The following is a 14,778-nucleotide window of genomic DNA, read 5'->3' on the forward strand; positions in this document are numbered from 1 at the left end:
TCCCGGGGTCTCCGCCCGGCCCGGGGTCCGCTCCGCGCGGCCGGCCGGGTTCCGGTTCCCTCAGTGCGCGGGGAAGCGCCAGGCCTGGTTGTCCCGGTGCGGTTCACCGCCGTCGGGGCGCTCCTCGTCGGAGCCGGACAGCTCGGCGGTCAGCTCCTTCACCAGCTGGACCAGGTCGGTGGGCCGGTCCGGTCCCCACCAGTCGCCCAGCAGCTCCGCCAGCGACTCCTCCCGTGCCTCGGACAGTTTCGCCGTCGCGTCCACACCCGCGTCGGTGAGCATCAGCGACAGGCCCTCCCGCCGGGCCAGCCCGCGCTCCTCCACCTCCCGTGACGCGTCGGTGACGGCCTTCACCGGTACATGGGTCGCCTCGGCGAGCCGGGCCGGTTCCACCAGCCCGTGGCGCTTGATGCGCAGCAGCAGCCAGCTCGCCGCCGGGCTGAGGTCGAGCCCGGCCCTGGCGGTGATCTTGACGTAGACCGCCTTGCGGCCCTCGCGCGAGCCGAGGACGGACAGCGCCCGGGCGCACTCGTCGTACGAGGAGCGCTGGGCGGGGTTGGGGGCGATGGTCTGGCTGGCCTCGGGCGCGGTGACGGACCCGCGCAACGGGTCCTCCCGCAGGAAGAAGGCGAGGACGAATCCGACGACGACGACCGGGGCCGCGTACAGGAAGACGTCGGTGATGGAGGTCGAGAACGCCTGGACGACCGCCGGGCGCAGTCCGGGGGGCAGCAGGGTGATCGCGCGTGAGTCGTCGGCGATCCGTTCCGGGCTGGCCCCGGGCGGCAGCGTGCGGCCGGCGAGCGCTTCGGTGAGGAGTTCACGCAGCCGGCCGGTGAAGAGCGTGCCGAAGAGCGCGACGCCGAACGAGGCGCCGATGGAGCGGAAGAAGGTGGCGCCGGACGTGGCGACGCCGAGGTCCTCGTAGCCGACCGCGTTCTGCACCGCCAGCACCAGCACCTGCATGACCAGGCCGAGTCCGGAGCCGAAGACGAAGAAGTAGGCGCCCACCTCCCAGGTCGGGGTGGCCGGATCCAGCTGGTGGAGCAGCAGGAGGCCGACGGCGGTGACGGCGGTGCCGGCCACGGGGAAGACCTTCCAGCGGCCCGTCCGGCTGGCGATCTGACCGGACACGGTGGAGGTGATCAGCAGTCCGATCACCATCGGGAGCATGTGGACGCCGGAGATGGTGGGGGTGACGCCCTGGACGACCTGCAGGAACATCGGCAGGTACGTCAGCGCTCCGAACATCGCGAACCCGACGATGAAGCTGATGGCGGAGACGAGCGCGAAGGTCCGGTTCCGGAAGAGCTTCAGCGGCAGTACGGGCTCGGCCGCGCGGCGTTCGGCCCGGACGAAGGCGGCGAGGAGCAGGGCCCCGAGCACGAGCAGGGCGATGATCTGCGGCGAGCCCCAGGCCCAGGTGGTGCCGCCGAGCGAGGCGGCGAGGACCAGGCAGGTGGCGACGGCCGCGATCAGGACCGTGCCCAGGTAGTCGATGGTGTGCCGGCTCCGCCGGACCGGGATGTGGAGAACGGCGGCGATCACGAAGAGCGCGACCACGCCGATGGGCAGATTCACGTAGAACACCCAGCGCCAGCTGAGGTGCTGGGTGAACAGGCCGCCGAGCAGCGGCCCGAGCACACTGGTCGCCCCGAAGACGGCGCCGAACAGCCCCTGGTAGCGGCCTCGTTCGCGCGGGGAGACGATGTCGCCGACGATCGCCATGGACAGCACGATGAGGCCGCCGCCGCCGAGGCCCTGGACGGCGCGGAAGGCGATGAGCTGCGGCATGTTCTGCGCGATGCCGCAGAGCGCGGAGCCGATCAGGAAGATGACGATCGCCGTCTGGAAGAGCTTCTTGCGGCCGTACTGGTCACCGAGTTTGCCCCAGAGCGGGGTCGCCGCGGTGGAGGCGAGGATGTACGCGGTGACGACCCAGGACAGGTGCTCCAGGCCGCCGAACTCGCTGACGATCGTCGGCAGCGCGGTGGCCACGATGGTCTGGTCGAGCGCGGCGAGCAGCAGGCCCAGCAGCAGGGCGCCGATCGCGACGAGAACGTTCCGGCGGTTCGAGCTCTCGCCGGGCCGGGGTATCGGTCCGGGGTCGGAGGCCGGCGTGCTCGCTTCCCGCGCCATGGAGTAGCCCTCCGGTCCGCAGCACACGCGTCTGCTCCTCCCATCCTGGGCGTTCCGTACGGTTATGGCCCGCCGAGCGGAGGCTCGCCGTCCGGGTACTGGACAGGGGCTGCATAATCGCTGGCAGCGCGAGGGGAGGGAACCCACGATGACGGGACACGTCTGCCCTGTATGCGGCAGGCAGGACGGCACCGGCGGCGGATCCGGCGGGGTCGGGAACTGCCGCTGCGGACAGGGCGCGACGGCGGAGGGATTCGACCCGCTGAGAGTGCGGCCGTATGTGGCGCTCCCGGATGCGGCGGGCGCCCCGGACGCGACCGCGGCCGGGCCGCCGCCCGAGCTGACGCAGGAGTTGCCGCAGGAGCTGACGCAGGTGCTTCCGCCCACGGCCGACGGCGCCGCCGGGCGGGACGCCGCAGCGGGGCAGGAGGGTGCCGCCTCGCGGGACGGCGTCCCCGGGCAGCCGCCGGGAGGGTCCGGGCAGCCGCCGGGAGGGTCCGGGCGACCGCCGGGCGGGGCCGGGCACGCGGGTACGTACGCGTACGGCCACCTGCACGGCCACGACACCGCGTACGACATGACCGGCGCGGGGCCGGATCCCGCGCCCGCCGGGCTCCGGCGGGGACGCGGCCGGAGCGGGCGGCACATGGCGGTGGCCGCCGCCGCCGTGGTGGCGGTGCTCCTGGCCGCGGCCTACGCGACCGGGCTGCTGACGAAGGACGGCGGCGGGGACGACCGGGCGCTGCCCGACAGCGAGACCACGGCCCCGTTCGTGTCGGCCGCGCCCGAGGCGCCCGAAGCACCGCTGTCCGCCTCCCCGTCCCGGACCCGGAGCGCGTCGCCCTCCGCATCGACTTCACCGCCGGAACCGGCCTCGGCCTCGGCACCGGCGGCCACGGGCTCGTCGTCCCCGGTTCCGCTCGCCGCGGGCCCGACGTCCCCACCGGAGGCGCCCACCCCGACGGGCGTGGCCTCGCCCGGCTCCACCTCCGCCGACCCGGGGGTCACCCTGCGGCGCGGAGACAGCGGCCCCGAGGTTGCCGAACTGCAGGAACGGCTGGAGCAGGCCGGCTTCTACGGCGGACGCCACCACGGCCGCTACGACCGGCGCGTCGAGGACGCGGTGGCGGCCTACCAGTACTACAGCGGCATCCAGGGCGACCCCGAGGGCGTCTACGGACCGGCGACCCGCAGTGCGCTGGAGGCCGAGACCCGCTACCCCGGCGACGACCACGGCCAGGGCGACGGCGGAGGCGACTGGGACGGCGACGGCCGCCGCTGAGCACCAGGCCTACGCGCCGGGCGCGTACGGCAGCGACCGGGACGAGAGCCGGTCTGCGGCGACCGGGACGAGAGCCGGTCTGCGGCGACCGCCACGGCCGAACGCCGCGCCCGCCACATGACGCGGTCGGCGTGTGCGGCCCGGCAGGCGCTCCGCGCGGGCGTGCGGCTCGGCACGACAGCCGCTCCCGGCACCCGCGACACGCGACGCCGAGCGCCCGCCGCAGGCTCAGTCCCGGCGCGCGGGCGCGAACGTCAGCACACCCGAGGCGTCGGCCCGGACGTGCACATCGGTGAGGTCGGGCGCGTGGGCGTCCGGAGCGAAGGCCGCGGCACGGGGGCCGATGCCGAGAACCCGCATTCCCGCGGCCCGCGCGGCCGTGACGCCGGCCTCGGAGTCCTCGAGTACCACGCAGTCCTCCGGTGCGAAGCCGAGTTCCGCCGCGCCCTTGAGGAAGCCCTCCGGATCCGGCTTGCTGGCGCCGACGCACTCGGCGGTGACCCGGGTGTCCGGCATGCGCAGCCCCGCCGCGTTCATCCGGGCCGTGGCGAGCGCCGCGTCCGCCGAGGTGACCAGGGCGTGCGGCAGGGCGGCGACGGAGTCCATGAAGGCGGGCGCCCCGGCGATCGGCACGACGCCGTCCAGGTCGGCCGTCTCCTGCGCGAGCAACTGCCGGTTCTCGGCGAGGTTCTCCTCCATGGGCCGGTCCGGGAGCAGAGCGGCCATGGTCGCGTATCCCTGGCGTCCGTGGACGACCTTGAGCGCCTCGTCCGGGTCGAGGCCGTGGCCGACCGCCCAGGAGCGCCAGACGCGCTCCACGGCGGCGTCCGAGTTGACCAGCGTGCCGTCCATGTCGAGCAGCAGCGCCCTGAACGGGCCGATGGTCTCGGGGTGCGGTCCCGGGGCGGCGGTCGCTGCGGGCGTCTCTGGGCTGGGCATCGGGGCCGTCCTGGGAATCCGGTGCGGATGTCGGGCCGTCGGCGGCAGACCGGGGCCCTGGGCGCAGAGCGGCCTCCACCCGCCGGTCAGGGGGTGCGGGCGGAGGCCACTTTGTTCCTTCACGATACAAACCGAATCGCCTTAGCGCCAATCCGGGTCCGGGAACCCGACCGCCGGAACCGCCGACGACGCCGGGCAGCCGGGCGAAGCCGCAGGTGGGAGGCGGAGACGGAGACGGATGCGGGGGCGGGGAGCGGACTTGGGGCGGGGGCCGACATGCGACGCGCAGGCGGGGCGGCGCGACGTGCGACGCGGAGGCGGGCGGCAGCCACCCACCGGGCACGGCTACCGCCACCCGCCGGGCACGGCTACCCGCCGTACCGTCCGGTGCGGCTCAGCCCGCGACCGCCTCGTACAGGCTGAGGCCGGCGAGCACCAGCATCAGCCCGGCCGCGATCTTCGTGATCAGCTTCAGCGGTACGTACCTGAGGAGTGTCCGGCCGCCCACGATGCCCAGTCCGGCCACCGCCCACAGCGCCAGTACCGCGCCCAGGCCGACGGAGAGCGGACTGTCGTACCGCGCCGCGAGGTTGGCGGTCATGATCTGGGTCAGATCGCCGAACTCGGCGACCAGGATCAGCATGAAGCCCGCGCCCGAGACCTTCCAGAAGGACTGGTCGGACGGGGCCTTGATGCCCTCGTCGCCGTCATCGGACTTCTTCAGCAGCAGCATCGCCGCGCCCGCGAGGAAGAGCACGCCGACGACGGCCTGCACCAGCCGCTGCGGCAGCAGGGTCAGCACACTGCCCGCCGCGATCGCCAGTGCGACGTGCACGGCGAAGGCGGCGGCGACTCCGGCGAAGACGTACGAGGCGCGGTAGCGGGTGCCGAGCACCAGTCCGGCCATCGCCGTCTTGTCGGGGAGTTCGGCGAGGAAGACGACACCGAAGGTGATCGCCATGATCGTGATACTGAGCACGGGAAGAGGTTCCTCGATCGGTCGGGCCCCGCCGCGCCGAGAGACCTGAGCAAGAGCGTTCCAGGGGTCGCTTCGGCGCGGCAGCGGCCATGGATGGTCATGGTCACTGCTGGCCGAAGGTCTCGCTGGCGGACCACGCCTGCGCGGCCGCCTCCGGGCGCCGGCCGGGCGAGCCCGGCAGTATGTCGACGTTCCGGCGAAGAGCTACTCCCCTTCTCCTGCCCACAGGGTACGGGACGCCCGGGGCGACCGTCGCAGAGCCGGTCCCGGCCCGGCAGTACGGCCCCGACCCGGCAGTGCAAACCCGCCCCGGCCCCCGCCCGTCCCGACAGCCCGGCCCGGCAGTGCGGCCCCGGCCCCCGCCCGGCAGGCGCCACGGGCCCGGCCCGGCGGTACGGCCCCGGCCACCGCCGGCTGCGGCGTCCCGCCCCGATCCGCCCGTCACGGACCCGGGTCCGCACCTCCCGCCGCGACGGCCGGGGGGTCCCGGTGCAGCCGGCCGCGGGACACCAGCTCCAGCACCACCGCGACCGCGACGGCCTGCACCGCCATCAGCGCGACGAGGACGAACAACTGCACCGCACCCGCCTGGAGCGGTGACGCCCCGCCCAGCAGCATCCCGACGAACGCGCCCGGGAGTGTGACCAGCCCCACCGTCCTGGTCTGGTCGAGTCCCGGCAGCAGCGCGTCGGCGGCCGCGTCCCTGACCACCTCCAGCCGGGCGTCGCGGTCGGACAGCCCGATCGCCATGCCGGCCTCGACCTCACCGTGCCGGGTGGTGAGCTCGTCGAGTGCGCGCCGCCCGGCGAGCACCGTCGCGGTCAGTCCGCCGCCGATGAGGATGCCGGTCACCGGGATGAGCGCGATGCCCTTCACCGGGACGAGGCCGGTGAGCAGCAGGGCGGCGACGACCGGAACGACTCCCGCGCCGATCGGCAGGGCCGTGAGCCACCAGGTGCCGTTCGGGGTGACGCGCCGGCCCGCGGTGCGTACGGCCACGGCGTACATCACCAGCAGGAAGGCGAACAGCAGCGGGACGGAGCGGACCGCCCAGCCGATGACGAGCGAGACCGCACCCAGTTGGACCGCGGCACGCAGGCCCGCCACCACCATCTCGCGGGCGCGGCCCGGCCCGAGGTGGGCGACGGCCGCGACACAGGCCGCGGCGGCCAGGAGCACGGCGAGGACGATCCCGAACGTCACATTGACCGGCAGCAGCACACGCCAACCCTAAGCGTGCCGAGGTGAATTGCCGGTGCTGCCGACCTCTTGAAGTGACGTGCTCATGTCGCCACTCTGTTACCTGGCGCCCATCCCCAGGCAATCCGGCGCCGCAACCATGGCGCGGGCCCGGCCCTTCAGGGTCCGATCCGGTCAACGCCCCCCACTCTCCCAGGAGTTCGCATGTCAGGTCTCTACGCGCGTCGAGCCACCCGGACCGCCGTGTTCGCCGCGTCCGTCGCCCTCGCGTCGGCCACCGCGCTGCTCACCGCGCCCGAGGCCCAGGCCGCCCCGCCCACGCCGGTCAGCGCGGCCACCGCCCGTACCTACCTGGGCCAGCTCACGGTCAAGACGGAAGGTTCCTCCTCCGGCTACAGCCGCGACAAGTTCCCCCACTGGATCACCCAGTCGGGTGCCTGCAACACGCGCGAGGTGGTCCTCAAGCGCGACGGCTCCGGCGTCGTCCAGGACTCCAGCTGCGCCGCCGTCAGCGGAAGCTGGTACTCCCCGTACGACGGCGCCACCTGGTACGCCGCCTCGGACGTCGACATCGACCACATCGTGCCGCTCGCGGAGGCCTGGCGCTCCGGCGCCAGCTCGTGGTCCACCTCCTCGCGCCAGGCGTTCGCCAACGACCTGACCCGGCCGCAGTTGATAGCCGTCACCGACAACGTGAACCAGTCCAAGGGCGACCAGGACCCCGCCGAGTGGATGCCGCCGAGCAGCTCCTACCACTGCATGTACGCCCGGATGTGGGTGCACACCAAGCACTACTGGAACCTGTCCGTCGACTCCGCCGAGAAGTCCGCCCTGCAGTCGGTTCTCAACGGCTGCTGACCCACGACCGCCGGCCGGCCGGAGGCGACCAGGCCGACCAGGGGGTGACCAGGGGCGACCAGGGGGGCGACCGGGGGTGACCAGCCGCCCCCGGACACGCGACCGGCCCACCCGGGCACCGGCCGAACCGGTCCCCCCGGCATGGAACCGCGCCACCCTCCCCCGTCGTTCCGTACCGTACGGGTGGGGCGACGGAGGAGGGCACATGGCAGCGGGGCTGCGCCTGGGACCACTACTGCGGTACGTGGACTGGGAGACCGGTGAGCACGCGACCGTCTGGGTCGAGGCGGACCGGCCGTGCACGGCCGAGGTGCGCTGCCTCGGCGCACCCCCCGGCGAGGGTTCCGGGAAAGGTTCCGGGCAGGGCCCCGGCGAGGCCCCCGGACCGGCCGCCGGGGACGCCGAGGCCCCGGGCGGCCCGTCGGCCGTCTCGCCGAAGGGAGCGGGCGTCTCGTCGAAGGGAGCGGGCGGCTCGTCAAAGGGAGCGGGCGTCTCGTCGAAGGGAGCGGGCGGCTCCGCCCGCACCTTCCAGATCGAGGGCCACCACTACGCCCTGATCCCCGTCTCCGGCCTCGCCCCCGCCGCGTCGACGGAGTACGAGGTGCTGCTCGACGGGCGCCGGGTCTGGCCGCCGGCCGACTCGCCGTACCCGCCGAGCGTGATCCGCACGCCGGCCATCCCCGCCCAGTCGGTACGGGTCTCCTTCGGCTCCTGCCGGTGGTCCGCGCCACCGGCCCGCAAGCAGGATCCGATCGGACCGGACGCGCTGGACACCCTGGCCGAGCGGATGGCGGCCGAGCCGGAGAGCGAGCGCCCCGACCTCCTGGTCCTGCTGGGCGACCAGGTGTACGCGGACGCCACCTCGCAGGAGACCCAGCGCTGGCTCGCGACCCGGCGCGATCTGAGCGAGCCGCCCTGGACGCAGGTGGCGGACTACGAGGAGTACACCCGGCTGTACGAGGAATCCTGGCTGGACCCGGAGGTACGGTGGCTGCTCTCCACCGTCCCCAGCTGCATGATCTTCGACGACCACGACGTCATCGACGACTGGAACACCAGCGCCTCCTGGGTCGCGGAGATGCGGGCGACACCCTGGTGGCGGGAGCGCATCCTCAGCGGCCTGATGTCGTACTGGGTCCACCAGCACCTGGGCAACCTCTCCCCGGCCGAACTGGCCGACGACCCGGTCTACGCGGCGGTGCGGGACGCCCCGGACGGCACGGAGGCCCTCCGCGCCTTCGCGGCCCGGGCGGACGCCGACCCCGCCTCCGTCCGCTGGAGCTACCGGCGCGACTTCGGCAGGACCCGGCTGCTGATGATCGACACCCGTGGCGCCCGCGTCCTCGACGAGCGGCACCGTGCGATGCTCGACGACGAGGAGACGAGCTGGCTGCGCGACCAGGCCCTCCAGGCGCCGGGCTCGTACGACCATCTGCTCATCGGGACCTCGCTGCCCTGGCTGCTGCCCCCGGCCATCCACGACGTGGAGGGCTGGAACGCGGCGCTGTGCCGGGGGGAGCGGGGCGCGCGCTGGGCACGCGTCGGGGAGAGCCTGCGAAGACGGGCGGACCTCGAGCACTGGGCGGCCTTCCCGTCCTCGTTCGAGGAGCTGACCGCCCTGATCAGGGAGGTGGGCAGCGGGCCGCTGGCGCCCTCCACGGTCTGCGTGCTGTCCGGGGACGTGCACCACGCCTATGTGGCGGAGCCCAGTTGGCCGGACCCGGCGCCCACCGCCCGGGTGCTCCAGCTGACATGCTCACCCGTGCACAACGCCATCCACGCCTCGATGCGGGTCGGTTTCCGCTTCGGGTGGAGCCGCGCGGGGCGGCGGCTCGGGCGGGCCATGGCCCGGCACGGCAGGGCCGGACGGCCGGTCGTCCGGTGGGACAAGAGCGGCGGTCCCTGGTTCGGGAACCAGCTGATGACGCTGACCCTGAACGGGCGTTCGGCCGAGCTCCGGCTGGACCAGACCGCCACGGATCGTACGGGTGCACGGCTTCTGACCGTGGACGAGCGAATCCTCACGGATGGTCCGTGACACTTCACACGGCGGAAGGCGATCCTCACCGCCACCCCCCGGACTCCTCACACGGCAGGGGGCATGATGAGGCGGACGGTCCTCTTCCCGCGCCGCCACCCGCCCCATCTCGACCCGGGAGTCAGTGTTTTGTCCGCGCCACCCGCGTTGCCCCCGGCTCCCCCGGCTCCCTCGCGTCCCCCGGGTCCCCCGGGTCCCCCGGCTCCCCCGGCTCCCTCGCGTCCCCCGGGTCCCCCGGGTCCCCCGGCCATAGCACTCGTCGGCGCGGGTCCCCGCGGCACCTCGGTCCTCGAAAGGCTCTGCGCCTCCGTTCCCGAACTGGCCCCGGAAACGCCGCTGACCGTGCATGTGATCGACCCCGCCCCGGCCGGGCCGGGACAGGTGTGGCGCACGGACCAGCCCGGCGAACTGCTGATGAACACGGTCGCCTCGCAGGTGACGCTGTTCACCGACGAGAGCGTGGCCTGTGAGGGGCCGGTACGGACGGGCCCCAGCCTGTACGCCTGGGCGGCGGCCGGCGGCGACCCGGCGCTCGGCCCCGACGACTACCCGACCCGGGCCTGCTACGGGCGCTATCTGGCCTGGGCGTTCCGCACCGTCACCGCGAACGCCCCCGACACGGTCCGGGTGGAGACGCACCGCGCGCGTGCGGTACGCCTCGACGACGCCGCGGACGGCTCGCAGAGACTCGTACTGGACGACGGGACGGTGCTGTCCGGACTGAGCGCCGTGGTGCTGGCGCAGGGCCATCTGCCGGTAGCCCCCGGAGCGACCCCGGCCGGACTCGGCGCCTACGCACGACGCCACGGCCTGCGCCACTTCGCCCCCGCCAACCCCGCCGACCTGGACCTCTCCGGGATCGCCCCGGGCGAGCCGGTGCTGCTGCGCGGACTCGGCCTCAACTTCTTCGACCACATGGCGCTGCTGACGACGGGCCGCGGCGGCTCCTACGTACGGCAGGGCACCCCGGACGGCGGGGAGCGGCTCGTGTACCGGCCGTCCGGCCGCGAGCCGAGACTCCACGCGGGCTCGCGGCGCGGCATCCCGTACGAGGCGCGCGGGGACAACGCGAAGGGCGCCTCCGGCCGGCACCACCCGCTGGTCCTCACCCCCGATGTGATCACCCGCTTCCGCCGGCGCGCGGACGCGGGCGAACCGCCGGACTTCCTCGGTGAGATATGGCCGATGATCGCCAAGGAGGTGGAGACGGTCTACTACGAGACGCTGCTCCGCCCCTCCGGCGCGGCGGACCCCGGCTTCCGGGCCGCGTTCCTCGCCACCACGCACGGCAGCGCCGAGGAGGCCGCGGTCCTGGAGGCGCACGGCTGCCCGGAGTCCGCGCGCTGGTCCTGGGAGCGGATCTGCCGGCCGTACGCGGCGGAGACGTTCGACGGTCCGGACGCCTTCCGCGGCTGGCTGCTCGGCCATCTCCGGCGGGACGCGGGGCACGCCGCGCTCGGCAATGTGGACGGGCCCGTCAAAGCGGCCCTCGACGTGCTGCGGGACGTCCGCAACGAGGTGCGGCAGATCGTGGACCACCGCGGGCTGTCCGGGAGGTCGCGGCGGGACCATCTGGACCGCTGGTACACGCCGCTGAACGCCTTCCTCTCCATCGGGCCGCCGCGCCGCCGGATCGAGGAGATGGCGGCACTGATCGAGGCCGGGGTGCTGGAGGTGGTCGGCCCGAGGACGGCCGTCCGGGCGGAGGGCGGGGCCTTCGTCGCCGAGTCGCCCGAGGTGCCCGGTTCCGCGGTGACGGCGACGACCCTGATCGAGGCCCGGCTGCCCGAGCCCGATCTGCGCCGCAGCCGGGACGAGTTGCTGGGCCGGATGCTGCGGACCGGCCAGTGCAGGCCGCATACGATCGACGGTTACGAGACGGGCGGCCTCGACGTGACCGGCCGCCCCTACCACCTGATCGACCGTCAGGGACGTTCACATCCGGCGAGGTTCGCCGTCGGGGTGCCCACCGAGGGTGTGCACTGGGTGACGGCCGCGGGTGCGCGACCCGGGGTGGACTCCGTGACGCTCTCGGACGCCGACGCGGTGGCCCGCGCCGTACTCCGCGTGAGCGCGCGGCGTGAACTCCTCGTGAACGACGCCCGCCACCCGAATATTGAACTTGCAAGTATCGATTAGGTCTGCCTTACTTACGTCTCATCGGTTCATGTGCCCAGACCGGGTTCATGTCCCCCAGACCGGAGGAGACCCACGTGGCTGCTCGACCGATCACCGCACGACTGGACCGGGCCCGGCCGTACGCGCTCGGCGCGTTCCGCATCGTCGTCGGTCTGCTGTTCACCTGCCACGGGACGCGCGCGCTCTTCGGCGTGCCGGGCGCGGAGGACACGGTGGCGGCGGGCACCTGGCCGACCTGGTACGCGGCGGTGATCGAACTCGTCGCCGGCATCCTGGTGCTGGTCGGACTGGGCACCCGCGCCGCCGCGTTCATCGCGTCCGGCGCGATGGCGTACGCCTACTTCACGGTGCATCAGCCCCAGGGCCTGTTCCCCATACAGAACAGCGGCGAGGGCGCCGCGATCTACAGCTGGGTGTTCCTGCTGCTGGTCTTCACCGGTCCCGGGGCGCCCGCACTGGACAACCTGTTCTCGCGGCGGGACGCCAAGGGGGCGGCCGACCCCGAGGAGCCGGCGCAGGTCGCGGCCTGAGCGGTACACCGGCGGCGCTCCGGCGGCGCGTCGGTGGTACGTGGGCGGGGCGGCGGTGATACGCGGGGGCGTGCAGGCGGCGCTCCGGCGGCGCGTCGGTGGTACGTGGGCGGCGCTCCGTGCCCGGCCGCCGCGCTCCGTGCCCGGCCGCCGCAAGTCCGGTGTGTGAGCCGGTCGCGGCCCTGGTGAGGGGCGCCCACCGGGCCCTGTGCCACCGCGGCCCGGCGCCGGGCCGCGGTGGGGTGCCCCGCGGTCAGGAGCGACCCTGGAGGTACCGCAGCCAGGTCGTGCTGTCGGCGGTCCGGTCGGGGGCGGGCGCGCGGCCGTGGCGTCCACGGCTCCGCCCTTCCCGGCGTCCGGCGATGAGCCAGATCACAGGAAGCAGCGTCAGCCACAGCAGGACGACGGCCACCGGGCCGGTTTCCGTCTCGTAGCCGACGATGCCCGCCGGCATGGAGGCCAGCACGGTCCCCACGGTCCAACGGCCCCACAGGGCCACCGGGCCGGGATGTGATCGCTGCCGCGCGTGCCGTACCGCCGTGGCTCCCGCATAGCCGCCGTAGCCTCCCACCGCCAGCAGACCGAGCCCGAGAGCGGTCTGGAACTCGGGCAGGCCGTCCGGCGTGTCGCCGGACTCCTGGGTGACCCCGTCCTTGGTGACGGCGGTGGCGTAGTCGCGCCAGACGGTCACGGTGATGTGGTCGCCCTTGCGCAGATGCCTCAGCAGCGGTTCCTCGTCGCCCATGTCGAGTTCCGCGGGAATCGGGCGCGGGCCGTCGAGCTTGAGGAGGTACAGCCCGCTCCGGGCCGTGTGCTCGACGACCGTCCCCCGGACCGTCGCGGGGTACGTGCGCAGGCAGTCGGCCGAGGGAGACACCGGGACGGCGCACGGCCGGGCGGACCGAAAGACCCGTACCTCGTCCACGCTGTCCGGCACGGTGGACAAGGCGGCGACGCCCGCCAAGGCTGCCACTGCGCCCAGGAGCGCGACGGACAGCCCCCAGGCCCGCGTCCACCACGTGCGGCCGCGCCGCCGTGCCTCCGCTCTCCTGCTCCTGGTCCTGGTCACCTGACCTCTTTCCGCTTTCCCGCATGCTCGCTGTGGGGCGTATTGAGCCACAGGGCGTCCCCCGGCGGGCAGGCGGGGCCACGGCATGCTCCTCGCGGGGATGACTGCCGGAACCCGGCAGCATGCGGACGCGGGTGTCCATGGCCCGTCAGGTCAGGTCGTCGCCGGGCGCCCGATCCGGCGGCCAGGCGCCACACGGTCCTCCGTGCGTACGTGCGGTGCCGCCGGAAGGGCCTCCAGGTGTGTCCTCACACACCGGCCCACCCGATGCGAGCCGGCACATCCCACCCGAACACATCCCACCCGGGCGCATCCCACCCGGGCGCATCCCACCCGGGCGTGTGCGACTCGGCGCCCGCGGCCCGCGCCGGCGGCTGCCGGCCTCGCCGGGGGGCGGTCGCCGACCGGCGCCCAACGGGCCGCCCCGGCACCGGGGTCCGGGGTCCGGGGTCACGGTGTCCCGTAGCCGCCGAACGGGACCGTGAAGCAGGCCACTCGGGTGCCCGCGCCGCCCTGCTCGGCGTGCAGGACGACCGACTGCGCCCCACCGCGCCGCAGCCCCCACCGGTGCCGGGTCTCGGCGTTGCCCTCCCCGGCGGCGTCGGCGGTGAAGTCCAGCCACAGTTCGTTCGCGGGATCGGCGCCCGGCGCGGCCAGGTGCTGGTAGTGCGGCCCCGCTCCGGCGGGGTCCGCGTCGCACGGCGCGGTGTGCACATGGGCGCCGAAAGCGTGCCCCGGCTTCACCCCGCCCACGCGGGCCCGTACCACGGTCCCCGACCTCTCGGTCGTCTGCTCCACCACGATCCACGCCCCCGCCGGCACAAGCGTCCGGTCGTAGGTGAGCGCCGTCGACGGGACGAACGAACCGGGCGGAGTGAACCGGCCGTACGCCCGCAGCGCCACCCCTTCGCCAGCGGCGGGCGCGCCGACGGAACCGGAGAGTCGGGTCCCGTCGGCACGACGGGTTTCGTCCGACGACGGCACCTGGACGCCGTCGGGCCGGGCGCGGCCGGGGAGAGCCCCATCGGGTGAGACGCCACCGTGTGAGCGGTCCCCGTGTGGGGCACCGCCATGTGGGACGCCACCGTGTGCGTCCCCCTGTGCGTCCCCGTGTGGGAGGTCCCCGTGTGAGACGCCGCCGGACGGGGCCGTCCCCGCTCCTGCGGACGGGGCCGTCGCCGCTCCTTCGGACGGTGCCGCTCCATGGGACAGTGCCGCTCCATGGGACGGTGCCGCTCCTGCGGCTCCGGCGACCGGGCCGAACCGATCGCCGTCTCGGAGCCCGTGGCCCACTCCATAGGCCGCGCCCAAGACGCCTACCGCCAGCGTCACCAGGGCCGCCACCCCCGCCCGTGCGCCTGCAGCCGCCATTGCCACTCCTCGTCTCCGGGTGCCCACGGTCCGCGTACGCGCCCAGCCGGCGTACGCACGGGGCCCTCGTACCGCGAGCGGACCGGCGGTGTCCCGAGCCGCGCCCGGAGCGGGGCCGCGACCGGACGGACTGCACTCGTACGGCCGTGTCCGGCGTCACCCCGACCCTGACGATCTCCCCGGTCCGCGCAGGCGTACGCTCTATGGCTGTCATGCCGCCCCTGCCGCTCCCCT

Annotated in this window: 11 protein-coding genes; 5 read left to right on the forward strand and 6 right to left on the reverse strand. The window is 74.3% G+C overall.

Annotated features, from left to right (window positions below):
• Positions 1-60: 60 nt before the first annotated feature.
• Positions 61-2,139: an MDR family MFS transporter gene (locus DDW44_RS05670; RefSeq protein ID WP_208648035.1), complete on the reverse strand. Its 2,079-nt coding sequence runs from the start codon at positions 2,137-2,139 to the stop codon at positions 61-63.
• 148 nt (positions 2,140-2,287) lie between these two features.
• Here DDW44_RS05670 and DDW44_RS05675 point away from each other — a divergent pair, with 148 nt between their 5' ends.
• Positions 2,288-3,421 carry a peptidoglycan-binding domain-containing protein gene (locus DDW44_RS05675; protein ID WP_244223967.1) on the forward strand — a complete coding sequence of 378 codons (1,134 nt, stop codon included), beginning with the start codon at positions 2,288-2,290 and terminating at the stop codon, positions 3,419-3,421.
• A 228-nt stretch (positions 3,422-3,649) separates the two neighbouring features.
• On the opposite strand, the gene DDW44_RS05680 is transcribed toward DDW44_RS05675, so the two are convergent.
• The 3 genes from DDW44_RS05680 to DDW44_RS05690 all read right to left on the reverse strand — a co-directional run bounded on the left by DDW44_RS05680 (position 3,650) and on the right by DDW44_RS05690 (position 6,560).
• On the reverse strand, positions 3,650-4,360 hold the full coding sequence (locus DDW44_RS05680; RefSeq protein ID WP_108905731.1) for an HAD-IA family hydrolase: 711 nt from the start codon (positions 4,358-4,360) through the stop codon (positions 3,650-3,652).
• 394 nt (positions 4,361-4,754) lie between these two features.
• The gene (locus tag DDW44_RS05685; RefSeq protein WP_017945128.1) at positions 4,755-5,339 is read right to left on the reverse strand and encodes a TMEM165/GDT1 family protein; all 585 of its coding nucleotides are present in this window, start codon (positions 5,337-5,339) and stop codon (positions 4,755-4,757) included.
• A 441-nt stretch (positions 5,340-5,780) separates the two neighbouring features.
• Positions 5,781-6,560 carry an ABC transporter permease gene (locus tag DDW44_RS05690; RefSeq protein ID WP_108905732.1) on the reverse strand — a complete coding sequence of 260 codons (780 nt, stop codon included), beginning with the start codon at positions 6,558-6,560 and terminating at the stop codon, positions 5,781-5,783.
• A 183-nt stretch (positions 6,561-6,743) separates the two neighbouring features.
• On the opposite strand from DDW44_RS05690, the gene DDW44_RS05695 reads away from it, so the two are divergent.
• The 4 genes from DDW44_RS05695 (at position 6,744) to DDW44_RS05710 (ending at position 12,104) form a co-directional block, all read left to right on the forward strand.
• Positions 6,744-7,397 (forward strand): HNH endonuclease family protein, encoded by a 654-nt coding sequence (locus tag DDW44_RS05695; protein WP_018892267.1) that lies wholly within the window; start codon positions 6,744-6,746, stop codon positions 7,395-7,397.
• 205 nt (positions 7,398-7,602) lie between these two features.
• Positions 7,603-9,435 carry an alkaline phosphatase D family protein gene (locus tag DDW44_RS05700; RefSeq protein WP_108905733.1) on the forward strand — a complete coding sequence of 611 codons (1,833 nt, stop codon included), beginning with the start codon at positions 7,603-7,605 and terminating at the stop codon, positions 9,433-9,435.
• A 249-nt stretch (positions 9,436-9,684) separates the two neighbouring features.
• Entirely contained in the window at positions 9,685-11,574 is a 1,890-nt protein-coding gene (locus DDW44_RS05705) for an FAD/NAD(P)-binding protein (protein WP_108908739.1), read from the forward strand.
• A gap of 89 nt (positions 11,575-11,663) precedes the next feature.
• A complete protein-coding gene (locus tag DDW44_RS05710; RefSeq protein WP_167455568.1) occupies positions 11,664-12,104 on the forward strand; it encodes a DoxX family protein in 441 nt (146 codons plus the stop codon).
• Positions 12,105-12,357: 253 nt separating this feature from the next.
• Here DDW44_RS05710 and DDW44_RS05715 read toward each other — a convergent pair whose 3' ends face one another.
• Positions 12,358-13,173, reverse strand: a complete 816-nt coding sequence (locus DDW44_RS05715; protein WP_108905735.1) for a hypothetical protein — start codon at positions 13,171-13,173, stop codon at positions 12,358-12,360.
• A 450-nt stretch (positions 13,174-13,623) separates the two neighbouring features.
• On the reverse strand, positions 13,624-14,076 hold the full coding sequence (locus tag DDW44_RS05720) for a superoxide dismutase family protein (protein WP_341867060.1): 453 nt from the start codon (positions 14,074-14,076) through the stop codon (positions 13,624-13,626).
• Between the last annotated feature and the right edge of the window lie 702 nt (positions 14,077-14,778).

The sequence above is a fragment of the Streptomyces tirandamycinicus genome, assembly GCF_003097515.1.
In the GTDB taxonomy this organism is placed as follows: domain Bacteria; phylum Actinomycetota; class Actinomycetes; order Streptomycetales; family Streptomycetaceae; genus Streptomyces; species Streptomyces tirandamycinicus.